This is a genomic window from Rhizobium sp. NZLR10 (assembly GCF_019685125.1).
GTDB lineage: Bacteria > Pseudomonadota > Alphaproteobacteria > Rhizobiales > Rhizobiaceae > Rhizobium.
In genome coordinates this window covers 169,645-185,775 of record NZ_JABDWE010000011.1, presented here as the reverse complement: position 1 = coordinate 185,775, position 16,131 = coordinate 169,645, and the positions used below count along the sequence as shown (strand labels likewise).

Genomic DNA, 16,131 nt, shown 5'->3' with positions numbered 1-16,131 from the left:
TGTCGCAATATAGGCAAATATTGAAAACCCTTGATAATTATAATTATTCGAATATGAATATAACTGTTCGGCAGTGCGCTGGGGAGGCTGGCGAGGCTTCTCTAAATATAGCCTCGGCTGCGGCAAATAACATCCGAATGAAGGTTTTGTGACGGCACGATTTCGATCGTTTCATGTCATGTAATATTCATTAGCCGCAGCAATTTGAACCAGCTAATAGGGCGTGCGCTGAAAGTGCGCGTCTCTTTTACGTTCGAGGTTCTCATGCAAGCCAAGCTTCTCGGCGCCGTAGGCGCCCTTCTCGCTACAGCGTTTCTTGCTGGTCCCGCTGCCGCCGCCGATAAGACCAAGATTGACTTCTGGTTCGGCAATTCCGGTGACATCGCAAAGCGGGTCCAGGAACAGTGCGATCGGTTCAACCAGTCGCAGGCCGATTATGAAGTCGTCTGCACCAGCCAGGGCAGCTACGACGCTTCCCTGCAGAACACCATCGCCGCCTTCCGCGCCGGCAAGCAGCCGACCATCGCCCAGGTCTCCGACGCCGGCACGCTCGACATCATGCTTTCCGGCGCCTACTACCCGGCCAACAAGCTGATGACCGACATGGGCTACAATGTCGACTGGAAAGATTACTTCTCCGGCATCGCAAACTATTATGCGACGTCGAAGGGCGAGATGTATTCGTTCCCCTTCAATTCCTCGACCGCTCTGCTCTATTGGAACAAGGATGCCTTCGCCAAGATCGGCAAAGACCATGCTCCCGCCACCTGGCAGGAAGCCGGCGAAGACTTCAAGGCTCTGAAGAACGCCGGCTATGCTTGCCCGCTCGCCTTCGACATCTCCAACAACGAAGTCTGGCAGTACATCGAGCAGTTCGAAGCCGTCAACGGCGAAGCGATCGCGACGAAGAAGAACGGCTTTGAAGGCCTCGACGCCGAGCTGGCGTTCAACAAGAACCCGCTGCTCGTCAGCTATGTCAAGGACCTCAAGTCCTGGTACGACAACAAGCTTGCCTTCATCAAGAACAAGGCCGTCGGCCAGACTTTCGTCGAGGCTTTCGCCGCCGGCGATTGCCAGGTCATCCTGACCTCGGTCGGCGACCATGGCAATGTTGGCCGCACCGCCAAGCAGGGCATGAACTGGGGCGTTGCCATGCTCCCCACCTACGGCAACGCAACCCGCCACAGCTCCTACGTCGGCGGCGCTTCGCTCTGGGTTCTGAAGGGTCACTCCGACGCCGAATACAAGGCTGCTGCTGCCTTCTTCAACTTCATCGCAAAGCCGGAAGAAGCTCTCACCTGGTCGACTGTTACCGGCTATATCCCGGTTCGCAACTCCGGTTTCGAATACCTGAAGAAGCAGGGCTTCTACGACAAGGCTCCCTATGCCGGCCGCGAACTCGCCATTCAGAGCCTGACCGCATCGCCTGCTGACGACACGGCTGCGCACGGCATCCGCCTCGGCGGCCTGCTGCAGGTTCGCACCGAAATCGCAAACAGCCTGCAGGCAATCTTTGTCAACAACGCTGACGTCCAGGCTTCGCTCGACGGCGCGGCCGAACGCGGCAACCAGCTCCTGCGTCGCTTCCAGCAGACCTACAAGAACGTTCAGCTTCCCTGATCATCCGATATGAGCCGCACCCAGCCCGCGTTTGGCGCGCTGGGTGCGTTTTGCAGGTTCTTCAATCGGACGCGGATGCGAACTCGCCGCCCGCGCCTACTGCATAATCCCTTAAATCGGAATCGATTTAGGGATAAATTATGCAGCAATTCAAAAGCTGCAGCGTCCTTTGCGCGTCTGAAAGAGGCGCGGCGCTGTGGGTCAAACCAGGGCGAAAACGACCACTCATGGAAAAGCGCGTCACTTTCTCCTCGACGACGATCGGACTGCTCTTTGCATTTCCGATGCTGCTGCTGATCTTCGTATTCTTCTATTGGCCTAGCGCCCAGGCGCTCTATTGGGCGTTCACGCTCGAGCAGCCATGGGGCGGCGGCAATGCCTGGGTCGGTTTCGACAATTTCAAACAGCTGCTTACCGACCCGGTCTATTGGGACTCGATTTCCCGCAGCATGATCTTCGGCTTCAGTTCGACGGCCATTGCCATGGGTCTGGCGCTCATCCTAGCGCTTTTGACAGATCGTGAACTGCGCGGCCATAAGATCTACCGGTCGGTCTTCATCTGGCCCTACGCGATTGCCGCGCCCGCTCTCGGTCTCGCCTTCCGCTTCATCCTGGCGCCGGAGGCAGGCCTTCTGTCGGTCATCAATCACGTCTGGCCCGGTCTCTGGAATCCGGCGCTCGACGGCAAGGATGCGATGATCGCCGTCATCGTTGCATTCTCCTGGAAATATATCGGCTACAATTTCATCTTCTTCCTCTCGGCGCTGCAAGGCATTCCGCGTTCGCTGATCGAGGCCGCCGCAATGGACGGTTCGGGGCCGATGCGCCGTATCTGGGATATTCAGCTGCCCTTGCTGACGCCGACGCTGTTCTTCCTGCTCGTCATCAACATCACCGAGAGCTTCCAGGATTCCTTCGGCATCGTCGACGTCATGACGCAGGGGGGGCCGGCGCGCGCGACGGACCTCATGGTTTACAAGATCTATTTCGACGGCTTTAGGGGCCTCGATTATTCGGGCGCCGCAGCCCAGTCGATCATTCTGATGGTGCTCGTTGTTCTTCTTACCATCTTTCAGTTCCGCTTTATCGAGCGGCGCGTGCACTACAAGTAAGGCCCCTGCACATGATCGAACGCACCCCAATATTCAATTTCATCTGCTATACGCTTCTCGCGCTCGGCATGGTCATCGCGCTCCTGCCTTTCGCCATTGTCATCATCGCGTCGACCCTCGATCTGGAGACGGTCAATCGTGTGCCGCTGCCGCTCACGCCGGGCTCGCATTTCTGGGAAAACGTCCAGACCGCCTGGGTCCGTGCCGATCTCGGCAACAAGCTGTTTCACAGTATCATCTTCGCCGCGGCGGTCGGCGCCGGCAAAGTGATCCTTTCTGCCATGGCAGCCTTCTCGATCGTCTACTTCCGCTTCCGCGGCCGGTATGTGATTTTCTGGATCATCTTCATCACGCTGATGCTGCCGCTGGAGGTCCGCATCGTGCCGACCTATTCGATCGCGGCCAATGCGCTGCAGCCGTTCCAGACGATCCTTGATGTCCTCGGCATAAGCTGGCTCGTGGCGCAGATCACCGGCATCCAGATCAAGCTCGAATGGGGCCTGCTGAATTCCTATCCCGGTCTCGTTCTGCCGTTGGTCGCAACGGCGACCGGCACTTTCCTTTACCGGCAGTTTTACCTGACGGTTCCGGACGAACTTGCCGAGGCCTCGAAGATGGACGGATCGGGTCCTGTCCGGTTTTTCTGGGACATTCTGGTGCCGCTTTCGCGGCCAAACATGATCGCACTGTTCACGATCATGTTCGTCTGGGCATGGAACCAGTATCTCTGGCCGCTGCTGATTACTACCGATCCGAATTTCGGCATTGCTGTGACGCAGCTCAAGACCCTCATTCCCTCCGAATTCGGCCTGCCAGACTGGAACGTCGCCATGGCAGGTACACTTATCATCATGTCGCCGCCGCTGGTGCTCGTCATCCTGATGCAGCGTTGGTTCGTGCGCGGCCTTATCTCTACCGAGAAATGAAGGAATAGTCCTGTGGCACCTATCTCAATCCGTGATGTGAAGAAGAGCTACGGCAAGAATCCCGTCGTTCACGGCGTCGATCTCGAAATCCAGTCCGGTGAGTTCATCGTCATCCTCGGCCCGTCCGGCTGCGGCAAGTCCACACTGTTGCGCATGATCGCCGGCCTGGAGGAAATCAGCGGCGGCGAAATCGCAATCGATGGGCGCGTCGTCAACCGGCTTGAGCCGCGCGAGCGCGGCTGCGCCATGGTGTTTCAGAACTATGCGCTCTATCCGCATATGAGCGTCGCCGAGAATATCGGTTATGCCCTTAAAGTGGCCGGCGTCTCCAAGGTGGAGCGTGAGCGCCGCATCGCCGAAGTCGCCAAGGCGCTCAGCCTGGAACCCTTCCTCGACCGCCGGCCCGCCGCCCTTTCCGGCGGGCAGCGCCAGCGCGTCGCCATGGGCCGTGCGATGATCCGCGAACCGAAAGTGTTCCTCTTCGACGAGCCGCTTTCGAACCTCGACGCCAAGCTGCGCATCGCCATGCGCGCCGAAATCCGCCGGCTGCATCGCCGCCTTGGCGCCACTTCGATCTTCGTCACGCATGACCAGACCGAGGCCATGACGCTGGCTGACCGGCTGGTGGTGATGAACGGCGGCAGGGTCGAGCAGGTCGGCACCCCGGAAGAAGTCTATCATCATCCGGTGTCGCGTTTCGTTGCCGGCTTCGTCGGCACGCCGGCGATGAACCTGCTTGAAGGCACAATCAATGACGAGGGTGTCTTCGTCTACGACCAGAGCCGCAAGATCGCGCTGCCGCGCGAGCGCGCAGCACCGCTGAAAGGCAAACGCGTCGTGCTCGGCATGCGCGCCGAAGCGGCCCGGCTGGTGGCCCCGGATGCGCCCGGTGCTCTCACTGCAACGGCCGATTTCATCGAAGAACTCGGCGCGAGCCGTGTCGTTCACGCCGATTTCGACGGGCTGCCCTTTGCCGTGGCGCTGACCGAAGCCGTGAAGGTGAAGTCCGGCGATCCGATCGGCATCGCGATCGACTATAACGCGATCCATCTCTATGCCGCCGATACCGGCCGGATCATCGAGAACCCTGTGATGAGCAGCGCTGGCGCCGTTCACGCGTGAGGGGACGCGCCGAGGTTGCTTTCTTTCCAGCGGGCGTGGCGGCATGCATCAGCGATGGATCGGGTCGATCCAGGGCACGTCTTCCGGTTTCTCGATCGGCTCGATGTCGAGATTGACGACGACCGGCTCCTGGCCTGAACGGACGAGCACGCATTCCAGCGTCTCGTCGCGGCTGGCGTTGATCTCCTGGTGCGGCACATAGGGGGGAACATAGATGAAGTCGCCGGGACCGGCCTCGGCGGTATATTCCAGATGCTCGCCCCAGCGCATGCGGGCTTTGCCCTTGACCACGTAGATGATGCTTTCGAGGTCACCGTGATGATGGGCGCCGGTCTTGGCGTTGGCATGGATCGTCACCGTGCCGGCCCAGATTTTCTCGGCCCCGGCACGCGCATTGTTGATCGCGGCGGCGCGGTTCATGCCCGGCGTCTGCGCGGTGTTCGGATCGAGCGAATTGCCGGGAATGACCTTGACGCCATGTTCCCGCCAGTCGACGTGATGATGCTCGTGATCGTCGCTCATGCCTTGCCTCCACCTTCGATGAGATCAATCTAGGCGGAGGCGGCGCGAGGGCCAAGTGGATTTGCCGGTCACGCGGGCCGGAATATCTGATCGAAACGAAAAGCTGAACGAAGTTGGGTTGCACACTATGCCGGTGCATCGATAACGTCTGCGCAAAACGAAAGAGCGGACCCGATGAGCCACCTCCCACAGATCGACTACGACACTGCTTCGCAAGAGGTTCGTGCGGCGCATGACGAGGAAGTCAGGCTGCGCGGACGCATGACCAACATGAAGCGCACGCTGCTGCATTCGCCGGCCGCCCATCGCATCTATGCCGAATGGTTCACGCTGCGGGCAGAACTCGATCCTGCTATCGGCGACCGGGCGATCTGGATCTTCTCGCATGCAATCTCGAAGGCGGCGAAATCGAAGATCGCCGTCACCTTCTTTCGCCGGGCTTTGATCAACAAAGGTTTCAATCCCGACGCGCTCGAACTTTCCGAGGAGGAAGCGCTGCTCGAGGCCTTCGGCAAGGCGACCGTCGCCGATTCCAATGCCGTTCCCGCCGAACTCTGGGCGAAGCTGAAAGAGCGCTACGAGACGCGGGTGCTGGTCGATCTCGTCGCTTTCGCCGGCATCATGCTGGCTACCGCCGTCTTCAACAATGTCGTCGAGGTCGATTTCGACCCCGAGCTTGAAGCCTTTGCCGAAAGCGCCGATTCACCGGCATCCTGAAACTCAACGATCGAGCGGCAGGATCAGCACATCGCGCGCCGGCACCTCGATGCCGCCATTGTCCATATGGTCGATCGGCCAGACGGGTTGGCCTCGCGCCAACATTCCGCGGGCAAGCGTCACCTCTGTTTTCTGTGCAGTTCTCGTCGGGTTGACGAGCCAGAGAAAGCTGCCTTTCTCCCCGACGTGAATGCGCGGGAAGAGCGCGCCATTCGAAAGCGTCGCATGCCGCTTCTTGCCGCTCCATGTTATTAGTTCGGCGAAGAAAGCCCCGTTCGCCTTTCCCTGCGTGCGGTAATAGGCGACGGAGGGATTGGTGCCAATTAGCAGCGTGCGGCCGTTGCCAAAGGTATTTTCGACGACGGCAAGACGGCCGTCGGTGAAATGCCCACGTGCCGCGCCGCCCGCCAGCCGGTAGGACTGCAGGAAACCGCCGCCGTCGACAGCTGCGCCGTCGAGATCGAAATGGATGCGGTCGCCGATATCGGGCATGAATTCGACTTCTTCCTCGCGCGCACCGAAGACCTCGTCGAGGCCCATGTTCGGCTGCACGGTGCCGACATGGCCACGATCGCCGAAATAGCCGGGGCATGCTTCGGCAATCAGCGTGCCGCCGTTTTCGACCCAGGCTTTCAGGCGTTTTGCCTGTTCTGATGTGAACATGATCGGGTAGGGGAAATAGAGGAAATCATAGGGGTCGATATCGTCGATATGCACCCAGTCCGGCTGCGCGCCCTGTTCGAGGAAGGCGCGATAGGCGCCCCACATTGCTTCGGGATAGGGCTTTTCCTTACGATCGTGGTTCAGGAGGTAATCGAACTCCTGTGTTTCGCGGATAACCAGGATGCCGACCTCGCCGCGCACCGGCTTTGCCTCCCAGAGGGGACCTTGCGCCGTGTCGTTTGCCCACTTTGCCATGGCGCTCGCCATGTCGGAGCGCGGCGTGCGCGAGCCGTCCATGCCGTAGGAGCCGAAGGCGCCGAAAAGGGGGCCGTCAAGCAGTGGGCGCCAGCGAAGGTTTAGGACGCCGCGGGCGCCGCCGGCAAGCGAGGTCATGCTCCAGAGGCGGATATCCTCGGGCTCGGCGACACGGCCATCCTCCTTGTCGCGGCCGATCACCTGCGGCTGCAGCCAAAGGGGGCCGCCCTGGCGCTCGGCATGCCAGAAAGGCTTGCCGCGGGCGGCGGCGCGGTTGATATCGACGCCGTACCAGTTCTTCCAGGCTTCCGAGCCCTTGCGCGCTTGGATCCAGGTGAAGCCGTAGACTTCGACCTTGGAAGCGGCGAGCCAGTCGTCGCAGCCGTTGGCCGCCATGTTGGGAATTGCGCCCGATATGCCGTGGGCAACGATGGTGTTCTTCAGATCGACGGCGCGGAGTGTGTCGATGCGCCACTGCATCTGGTCGTAGAAGTTGTCGCGCTTGAACTGCAGCCAGTCGATGCATTCGGGATAGGGCGCCATGTGGACCGGCGGCTCGATATCCTCCCATTCGGCGTAGCTGTAGCGGTGCCAGGCTGTCGCCAGGGCCTTCAGGCTCCCGTATTTCTTCTCCAGCCACTTGCGGAAGGCTGATTTGGCGTAGCTGCTGTAATCGACATCGGCGGAATAGTTGCACTCGTTCCAGACGTCGTAGCCATAGATTGCCGGGTGATCCTTGTAGCGGGTGGCGAGCGCGGTCAGGAACTTGCCGGCAGCTTCCTTGACCTCCGGGCAGTTCAGCGTCAGGGCGCCGGCACCGCCGCCATTATTGGAGAAGCCGCCGGTCGCCGCCGAGACGCCCATATAGGAACCGAGCTTGTTGCCGTCGGCATTGACCTGCAGCGCATGGGCGTATTTGCGAACGGCCCAGTCGGGCACGGCATGGATCAGTTCGGCGATGACTGTCTTGATGCCGTTTGCGGCGGCAAGGTCCAACTGGCGGTCATATTCTTCCCAGTCGTAAACGCCGGGTGCTGTCTCGATCGCGCCCCACATGAACCAGTGGCGGAAGATGTTGAGGCCGTCTTGCCCAGCGGTCGCGTAGTCGCGCTCCCAATCGTCGCGGGGCGGATTTGATTTGCGAAAATAGACGGCGCCGTAGGGCAGTTGGATATCTTTATTGAGCATTGTCTTGTCCTTTTCTATCGATGTCCGGACATGGCTTCGCCGTCCGGAGAAGAGGCTCCGGCAATAGGCAATCGAGGATGTCGTCCGGCTATTTTAAAAAGCGTTTCTTCTAGCGCGGCCCTCCGGCGAGGAGTTCGAGCGTGCGGATGAGGGCGGAATGGTCGCGTTCGCCGTCGCCAATGGCGATGGCGGCATTCATCAGTTGCTGCGTCGCGGCGGTGTTCGGCAGCGACAGATCGAGCGCGCGGGCTGCATCGACGGCAAGTGTCATGTCCTTGCGATGCAGGCGGATGCGGAAGCCGGGCTCGAAGGTCTCCTTGACCATGCGCTCTCCATGCACCTCGAGGATGCGCGAGGCGGCAAAGCCGCCCATCAGTGCGGCGCGCACCTTGGCCGGGTCGGCGCCGGCCTTCCTGGCAAACAGCAGCGCTTCGGCAACCGCTTCGATCGTCAGCCCGACGATGATCTGGTTGGCGACCTTGGCGGTCTGGCCGTCGCCACTGCCGCCGACATGGGTGATGTTCTTGCCCATCTTTTCGAAGAGCGGTCTGGCGCGCTCGAAAGCCTGCTCCTTGCCACCGACCATGATCGTCAGCGAGGCGGCCTTGGCGCCAACTTCGCCGCCGGAAACCGGAGCATCGAGATAATCGCAGCCGAGGGCCTCGACGCGCTTGGCGAAGCTCTTCGTCGCCACCGGCGAGATCGAGCTCATATCGATGACAAGCTTGCCCTCGGACAAGCCCGAGGCGACGCCGTTCTCGCTGAAGAGAACCGTCTCGACGTCAGGCGTATCCGGCAGCATCAGCACGATGATGTCCGAGGCTTCGGCCACAGCCTTGGCGCCTAACGCCGCCTTGCCGCCCTTGTCGACGAGATGCTGCGAGACCTCCTTGACACGGTGGAGATGCAGCGTGTGGCCGGAATCGATGAGGTGTTCCGCCATCGGGCGACCCATGACGCCCAGTCCGATGAATCCTATATTCATGCTGTTCTCGCTTGCTTCCGGTAGGGTTTCATCCAGCCGAGGCCCTCGCTGGTGCCTGATTTCGGCTTGTATTCACAGCCGACCCAGCCGTCGTAGCCAAGGCGGTCGAGTTCAGAGAGGATGAAGCGGTAATTGATCTCGCCGGTGCCGGGTTCGTTGCGGCCGGGATTGTCGGCGATCTGCACATGGGCGATCTTCTCCTGCAGCCTTGTGAAGGTCGGCATCAGATCGCCCTGCATGATCTGCATGTGATAGAAATCATACTGGATATAGAGATTGTCGGAGCCGACCCTGTCGAGGATGCGTTCGACATGGGCGGTGCTCGACAGGAAGAAACCCGGAATATCGCGCAGGTTGATCGGCTCGATCAGCAGCCTGACGCCGGCATCGGCGGCGCGCTTTGCTGCATATTTCAGATTGTCGACCAGCACCGTTTCCAGCGTTTCGAGGTCCGCACCCTTCGGCACCAGGCCGGAGATGACGTTGACCTGCCGGCAATTGAGCGCCTTGGCATAATCGAGCGCCTGGGTCACACCATCGCGGAATTCCTGCACGCGATCCGGCAGGCAGGCAATGCCGCGCTCACCGCCGGCCCAGTCTCCTGATGGCACGTTGAAGAGCGCCTGTTTCAGGCCACTTGCCTTCAGCGTCTCGGCGACCTTCTCCTTCGGCTCGGCATAGGGGCCGAGATATTCGAGCGCGCCGAAACCGTCCCGTGCGGCAGCGGCGAAACGATCGAGGAACGGTAGGTCCTGATAGAGGAAGGAAAGGTTGGCGGAGAATTTCGGCACTGGACAGTCCTTAGATGGCGGGCGCGACGAAACGATGCCGATGCAGCATGCGCTTGTCGCGGGGGTCAGGATTGGGAACGGCTGATATGAGGCTCTTGGTATAGGCCTCCTTGGGAGCGGTGCAGATCTGCTCGGCCTCGCCGAGTTCGACGATTTTGCCGCGATGCATGACGGCGACCCGATCGCAGAAATAACGCACGACTGAAATGTCGTGCGAGATGAAGATGAAGCTAAGGTTCAGCCGCTGGCGGATATCGAGCAGCAGATCGAGAATCTGGCTGCGGATCGAGACGTCGAGCGCAGAGGTCGCCTCGTCGGCGATGATGATGCGCGGATCGAGCGCAAGCGCGCGGCCGATGCCGATACGCTGGCGCTGGCCGCCGGAGAAGGCATGGGGGTAACGCTCCATGCCCATCGGATCGAGGCCGACGAGCCGCATCAGCTCGGCGACGCGGTCCTCCAGCGCCTTGCCCTTGGCGAGGCCGTTGACGATGAGGGGATCGCCGATCACCTCCTTGACGGTCATGCGCGGATTGAGCGAGGCGAACGGATCCTGGAAGACGAGGCGGACTTCGCGGTGGAAGGTGCGCAGCTCGCGTTTCGTCAGCTTGGTGACGTCGATCTCACGGCCCTCCCGGTTGCGATAGCTGATGCTGCCCGATGTTGGCTCGATGGTGCGCAGGATGAGCCGGCCCAACGTCGTTTTGCCGGAGCCGCTTTCGCCGACGATGCCGAGGTTTTCGCCCGGATAAAGATCGAAACTGGCGTCGTCGACCGCGCGTAGCGTGTTGGCCTGGCCCTGCCAGCCGTAAATCTTGCCGAGGTTGCGGACGGAAAGGATCGGCTTCGGCGCCTGCGGCGACGGCGCCACGGATGGCAGCTTGTCTTCGACATGGTGGGTCAGTTTCACCGTTGAGGCGAGCAGCTGGCGGGTATAGGGATGCTCGGCGGCGTGATAGATCGCGTCGACCGGACCCCGTTCGACGATGCGGCCGAAGCGCATGACGGCGACGTCGTCGGCCACTTCGGCGACGATGCCCATATCGTGGGTGATGAGCAGCATGGCCATGCCGCGTTCGACCTGCAGGCGCTTGATCAGGTCGAGGATTTCGGCCTGGGTGGTGACATCGAGCGCCGTGGTCGGTTCGTCGGCGATGAGAATATCGGGATTGCCGGCAAGCGCCATGGCGATCATAGCGCGCTGGCGCATGCCGCCGGAAAATTCGAAGGTGTAGCGGTCCGCCATCCTGTCGGGATCGGGGATTTCGACCTGGCGCAGCAGTTCGACGGTTCTTTCGCGGGCGGCGCGCTTGTCGAGATCGCTGTGCAGGCGCACGGCCTCGATGATCTGCGAACCGATGGTATGGACCGGCGACAGCGAGCTCATCGGCTCCTGGAAGATCAGGCCGATGCGGCGGCCGCGGATGGCGCGCATCGCCCGATCCGACGGCTTCAGGGCGGCGATATCGGTGACCCCGTTACCCCCGGTGACCTCGTCGCCGTTGCGCAGCAGGATGCGGCCGGAAACGATGCTGCCGGGGCTGTCGACGATCTGCAGCAGCGAGCGGGCGGTGACGCTCTTGCCGGAGCCGCTTTCGCCGACGAGGCAGAGCGTTTGGCCGCGTTTCAGCTCGAAACTGACATTTTCGACCGCGTGCAGGATGTGGGTGCGCAGCCTGAAATCGATCGAGAGGTTTTCGACGGAGAGAACAACGTCTTCGGAAAGATCGGTCACGATTTCCTCCTCAGCTCTCATAGGGGTCGGCGGCATCGCGAAGGCCGTCGCCGAAGAAATTGAAGGACAGCACGGCGACGACGACCGCGAGCGACGGCCAGATCAGCAGCCATGGCGCGGTGGCGACCGTGCGAATGTTCTGCGCGTCCTGCAACAGCACGCCCCAGCTGACGACCGGCGGCTTCAAGCCGATGCCGAGGAAGGAGAGCGACGTCTCGGCGACGATCATGGTCGGCACGGCAAGGGTGACGACCGCGAGGATGTGGCTCGTCAGCGACGGCAGGATGTGGCGGAAGATCAGCCGCGCTTCGCTCGATCCGTCGAGTCTGGCGGCAACGACGAAATCCTCGCTGCGTAGCGCAAGAAACCGGCCGCGCACCTCGCGGGCGAGGCTGGTCCAGCCGAGCAAGGAGACGATGATCGTTATGACGAAATAGACGTTGACCGGCGACCATGTCAGCGGGATCGCCGCCGCCAGACCCAGCCAGAGCGGGATGGTCGGCATGGCGCTGACGACCTCGATGAGCCGCTGCATCAGGGTATCCACCCAGCCGCCGTAGAAGCCCGAGATCGAACCGAGTACGACACCCAGGATCAGCGACATGGCGACGCCGACGAGGCCGATCGACATAGAGACTCGGGTGCCGTAGACGAGGCGCGAGAAGACGTCGCGGCCGAGACGGTCGGCGCCGAGCAGATACATCGGGTCGTTCTGGTTGAGAGGGCCGATCAGGTGCCTGTTCATCGGGATCAAGCCCCAGAGATCATAGGCGGCGCCTTTGACGAAGAAGCCGATCGGCACCACCTTGGTGTCGTCGACGACGAAGGTGCGGCGCAGCGCCACCTTGTCGATCTCGACCTTGTAGCCCTTCACGTGGAAATTGAATTCCGAGCTGCCGTCCGGTTTTTCGACGAAGAAGCTGAAGCCCTGCGGTGGGGCATAGGTGTATTGCGGCCGCGAGGTCGTCGGTAAGGCGGGCGCCAGAAATTCGGCGAAGAGGCCGACCAGATAGAGGAAGAGAATGATTGCGCCGGCTACCATCGCCACCTTTTGGCGGACCAGCTTGCCCGCGACCAGCCGCCAGGGGCCAATCGCGGCGGTCGAGACGGTCTTGCCCTGTTTCAGCGGGCTGATCGAGGGACCGTCGGCGACGGCATGGAGCGGGCCTGCATGGGTTCCGAAGGTTTCGTGCGTGCTCATCGCATTCCCCTCAATTGAACCGGATGCGCGGATCGAGCAGCGCCAGCAGCAGATCCGACAGCAGCATGCCGACGAGGGTGAGGGCGCTCAAAAGCAGGATGAAGCTGCCGGCGAGATACATATCCTGTGAGATCAGCGCGCGAAAAAGCAGCGGGCCGGCGGTCGGCAGGTTCAGCACGATGGCGGTGATGGTGACGCCGGAGACGAGGTGCGGCAATACCCAGCCAATTGCCGAGACGAAGGGATTGAGCGCGATTCTGACAGGATATTTGAGGATGACCTTGTACTCCGGCAAGCCCTTGGCGCGGGCGGTGACCACATAAGGCTTGTGCAGTTCATCCGTCAGGTTGGCGCGCAGGATGCGGATCATCGCCGCCGTTCCCGATGCGCCGATGATGATAATCGGGATCCAGAGATGGGCGAGGAAGTCGCCGACCTTGGCAAGGCTCCACGGCGCTTCGGCATATTCCGGCGAGATCAGCCCGCCGACGCTCTGGCCGAGATATTTATAGGCGATGTACATCAGCGTCAGCGCGAGGATGAAGTTCGGCACCGCCAGGCCGATGAAGCCGAGGAACGTGAAGACGTGATCGCCGACGGAGTGGCGGCGGACGGCGGAATAGATGCCGATCGGCAAAGCGACGATCCAGACGAAGAGCAAGCTCAAGAGCGAGATCACCAGCGTCGAGCCCATGCGGGCCCAGATCAGGCCGGAGACCGGCTGGCCCCATTCGAAGGAGTAGCCGAAGTCGCCGCGGCTGACGATGCCCCAGATCCATTTCAGGTATTGGACATAGAAGGGGTCGTCGAAGCCATAAATTTCCTTGAGGCGCTCGATCTGCGCGGGATCGACGGTCTGGCCGCTGTCGCTCATGGTGGCGATCATCGAGGTCAGGTAGTCACCCGGCGGCAGCTGGATGATCAGGAACGAGATCAGCGACATGCCGAACAAGGTCGGGATCATGTAGAGCACGCGCTTGAAGATATAGCCAAGCATCGGAATGTTTCTCCTCCCGTCGGGAACACCGTGAGGTGCTTCCCCCGGATCTCCATCCGCTTTCGGCCCCTCCAGGCCAAAAGCGCTCCTCGCGTATCACCTCATTTCCAGGTGAGGTGCAGCACCTCCAGCCGATCAATGCTCGGCACCTCCACCTGTGCGCGGCCATTCCCGAGGGTGAAGCTTGCGGCGCGGTCGGCAACGACAAGCCACGCCTTCGCCATCGATCGGCCCTCTGGAATCTCCACCGAAACGGTCTGTGTAGCCAGAGGGTAATTCTCGCGGATCGGACCTTTCATCATCATCGGGTTGGTGAGGTTGAAGAGGCTAAGTGCTAGGCCATGATCGTTTTCTCGAAGCGCCAGATCGACGACGCCCTTGCCCTTGACGGTGATGCGCGGCGTCTTGCCGAGCGCCCAGTGGACGGCATTGGCAAGCAGGCGGGCGTGGTCGACAGCAAAGACTTCCCAGAAGATCTCGCCGATATTCCAGGGGATATAGACTGTGCGTCCGCCCTTGCCGGTTTCGCGGGCGATGACGGCCGCTCCTTTCGGGTCCTCACGCGGATAGACCTCTTCCATCGGCAGATCCGGGAAATCGGGAACGTAGAGGAAGGGTGTCTTCGCATCGGCATACGGCTCGGCGTGGATGAGGCGGGTGCCGCCCATGATGCGCTCGGCGTCTTCATAACCCTGGTTGATCGGATGATCGCCGGAAAGGGCGATATAGGTATTCTTGACGATGCCGCGCGGGCCGGCGATGAATTTTGCACCGAGCACGTCGGCAAGGCCGAAGTCCGGACGTTTCTTGCCGAACTCGTCCCGCAGCGATGTCTCATAGGAAGCGATGACGCTGCCGCCGCGATCGACATAGGCGCGGATCGCCGCGTTTTGCACATCCGAGAGGCAGGAGGCATTGGCGAGAATGATCAGCTTGAAACGGTCGAGGTTGTCCTCGGTCAGCACCTGATCCGAAAGCAGTTCGAAGGGCAGACGGGCTTCGACGAGGGCGTGATAGAGACCGAGATCGTGCTTCTCGGCAAAGTGCCGCTCTTCCGGCGCCCAGTGACGCAGCGTCGTCGAGGGATCGACGACGGCGATTTCTGCGGTCGGCTTCATGCTTTCCAGTACCGGCTCGACGGCTGCCTGCAGACCGAAGGCGTCGGCCACAGGCTCGACCCAGCGCTTGTCGGGCACGACGCCGTTGAACTTGGTGAACCAGGCGTAGAGGCCGTGGGCCGTGCCGTCATTGATCCAGAGCTGCATCTCCTCACCCGAGGTGACGGCGTCCTTCCAGCGATATTCCTCCTCCGGGCCGATCGAGGTGATCAGCACGACCGGGCGGTCGGGGAAGGTGGCGCGGATGCGCTTGCCGTTGCGCCCGGCCGACCAGCCGAGTTCAAGGCCCTTGCGGCCCTGATGGTCGACGACGAGGAAGGGGCAATGCCTGGCGATGACCGAGAGGTCGAACTCCATCAGCGAAGCGCCGCCCATGTTCGGGATGAAGCTCGCATGCGGGCGGATCGCCTTCACGGCATCGTCCCACTGGGCGATCATGTCCGTCAGCACACGGCGGCGCCACTGCACCCAGGCCTGCCAGGCCGGATCCTCGGCATCGGGCTTCTTCGGCAGGTGATGGCCAGACATGTCCTTGAAGCGGCGAGCGCTGTCTTCGCTGTAATCGACGCCGTGGCCCTGCCAGCGATTGGCGAAGATCGCGTCGATATCGTATTTGCGGACGATCTCCTTGACCACTTCCGGCATGAAAACGGTGTTATAATCGCCATAGGCATTGGTCACCCAGACATCGGGATAGGCCCAGTGGCGGCGCGGCGTGCCGTCGGCATTGATCATCACCCATTCCGGATGGGCCTTGGCTGCGTCGTCGTGGATCGCATGCGGGTCGACGCGGGCCATGACATGCATGTCGAGCTTGCGGGCGGCGTCGACGAGCGCGCCGAAGATATCCTTGTCGCCGAGATATTTGCTCACATAGTGGTAGGGCACATCGCTCGGATAATAGGCGATATAGCCGCCGGCGCTGAGACAGACCGCATTCGATTTGGTGCGCTTGAAGACATCGATCCAGAAGGCCGGGTCATATTTTTCCGGGTCATCCTCCACGAAGGTCAGCTGGGTCCAGCGGGTCGCGGTCTTGAACCACTCCGGCGTCCTCAACGTATCGGTGTTCTGTTTCCTGGCGTCGAGCATCGTCTTCATCCAATCATTGGCAAAAGAAGGGGCTTAGAGCGGCGCGCGTCGAAAAGGACGCGTTAGTGACGCTCTAACACTTTGAAT

The 16,131-nt window shown here is 61.3% G+C and carries 13 protein-coding genes; 5 read left to right on the top strand and 8 right to left on the bottom strand.

Annotation, left to right across the window (positions count from 1 at the left end; translation table 11 throughout):
- The first annotated feature begins 264 nt into the window (after window positions 1-264).
- The 4 genes from HJB82_RS18250 to HJB82_RS18235 all read left to right on the top strand — a co-directional run bounded on the left by HJB82_RS18250 (window position 265) and on the right by HJB82_RS18235 (window position 4,780).
- Window positions 265-1,620 (top strand): extracellular solute-binding protein, encoded by a 1,356-nt coding sequence (locus HJB82_RS18250; RefSeq protein WP_221116534.1) that lies wholly within the window; start codon window positions 265-267, stop codon window positions 1,618-1,620.
- Between the two features lie 227 nt (window positions 1,621-1,847).
- Complete coding sequence (locus HJB82_RS18245) at window positions 1,848-2,732, top strand: carbohydrate ABC transporter permease (protein WP_207581585.1); 885 nt, start codon at window positions 1,848-1,850, stop codon at window positions 2,730-2,732.
- Between the two features lie 11 nt (window positions 2,733-2,743).
- Window positions 2,744-3,658, top strand: a complete 915-nt coding sequence (locus HJB82_RS18240) for an ABC transporter permease subunit (RefSeq protein ID WP_164016154.1) — start codon at window positions 2,744-2,746, stop codon at window positions 3,656-3,658.
- A 12-nt stretch (window positions 3,659-3,670) separates the two neighbouring features.
- Entirely contained in the window at window positions 3,671-4,780 is a 1,110-nt protein-coding gene (locus HJB82_RS18235) for a sn-glycerol-3-phosphate import ATP-binding protein UgpC (RefSeq protein ID WP_207581584.1), read from the top strand.
- A gap of 48 nt (window positions 4,781-4,828) precedes the next feature.
- Here the strand turns inward: HJB82_RS18235 and HJB82_RS18230 are convergent, their stop codons facing one another.
- Window positions 4,829-5,302: a cupin domain-containing protein gene (locus HJB82_RS18230; protein ID WP_207581583.1), complete on the bottom strand. Its 474-nt coding sequence runs from the start codon at window positions 5,300-5,302 to the stop codon at window positions 4,829-4,831.
- A gap of 174 nt (window positions 5,303-5,476) precedes the next feature.
- Between HJB82_RS18230 and HJB82_RS18225 the strand changes: the two genes are divergently transcribed.
- Window positions 5,477-6,019: a hypothetical protein gene (locus tag HJB82_RS18225; RefSeq protein ID WP_207581582.1), complete on the top strand. Its 543-nt coding sequence runs from the start codon at window positions 5,477-5,479 to the stop codon at window positions 6,017-6,019.
- 3 nt (window positions 6,020-6,022) lie between these two features.
- On the opposite strand, the gene HJB82_RS18220 is transcribed toward HJB82_RS18225, so the two are convergent.
- The 7 genes from HJB82_RS18220 to HJB82_RS18190 form a co-directional block, all read right to left on the bottom strand.
- Window positions 6,023-8,125 (bottom strand): beta-galactosidase, encoded by a 2,103-nt coding sequence (locus HJB82_RS18220; protein ID WP_221140885.1) that lies wholly within the window; start codon window positions 8,123-8,125, stop codon window positions 6,023-6,025.
- A 109-nt stretch (window positions 8,126-8,234) separates the two neighbouring features.
- Window positions 8,235-9,110, bottom strand: coding sequence for a 2-hydroxy-3-oxopropionate reductase (locus HJB82_RS18215; RefSeq protein ID WP_207581580.1), 876 nt, complete (start codon window positions 9,108-9,110; stop codon window positions 8,235-8,237).
- Window positions 9,107-9,901 carry a 2-oxo-tetronate isomerase gene (otnI, locus tag HJB82_RS18210; protein ID WP_207581579.1) on the bottom strand — a complete coding sequence of 265 codons (795 nt, stop codon included), beginning with the start codon at window positions 9,899-9,901 and terminating at the stop codon, window positions 9,107-9,109. Before otnI ends, HJB82_RS18215 begins: the two co-directional genes overlap by 4 nt.
- A gap of 10 nt (window positions 9,902-9,911) precedes the next feature.
- The gene (locus tag HJB82_RS18205; RefSeq protein WP_207581578.1) at window positions 9,912-11,636 is read right to left on the bottom strand and encodes an ABC transporter ATP-binding protein; all 1,725 of its coding nucleotides are present in this window, start codon (window positions 11,634-11,636) and stop codon (window positions 9,912-9,914) included.
- A 10-nt stretch (window positions 11,637-11,646) separates the two neighbouring features.
- Window positions 11,647-12,837, bottom strand: coding sequence for an ABC transporter permease (locus HJB82_RS18200; RefSeq protein ID WP_221116538.1), 1,191 nt, complete (start codon window positions 12,835-12,837; stop codon window positions 11,647-11,649).
- Window positions 12,838-12,847: 10 nt separating this feature from the next.
- Window positions 12,848-13,834: an ABC transporter permease gene (locus tag HJB82_RS18195; protein WP_170278817.1), complete on the bottom strand. Its 987-nt coding sequence runs from the start codon at window positions 13,832-13,834 to the stop codon at window positions 12,848-12,850.
- Window positions 13,835-13,935: 101 nt separating this feature from the next.
- The gene (locus HJB82_RS18190; RefSeq protein WP_207581576.1) at window positions 13,936-16,044 is read right to left on the bottom strand and encodes a family 10 glycosylhydrolase; all 2,109 of its coding nucleotides are present in this window, start codon (window positions 16,042-16,044) and stop codon (window positions 13,936-13,938) included.
- Window positions 16,045-16,131: the final 87 nt, after the last annotated feature.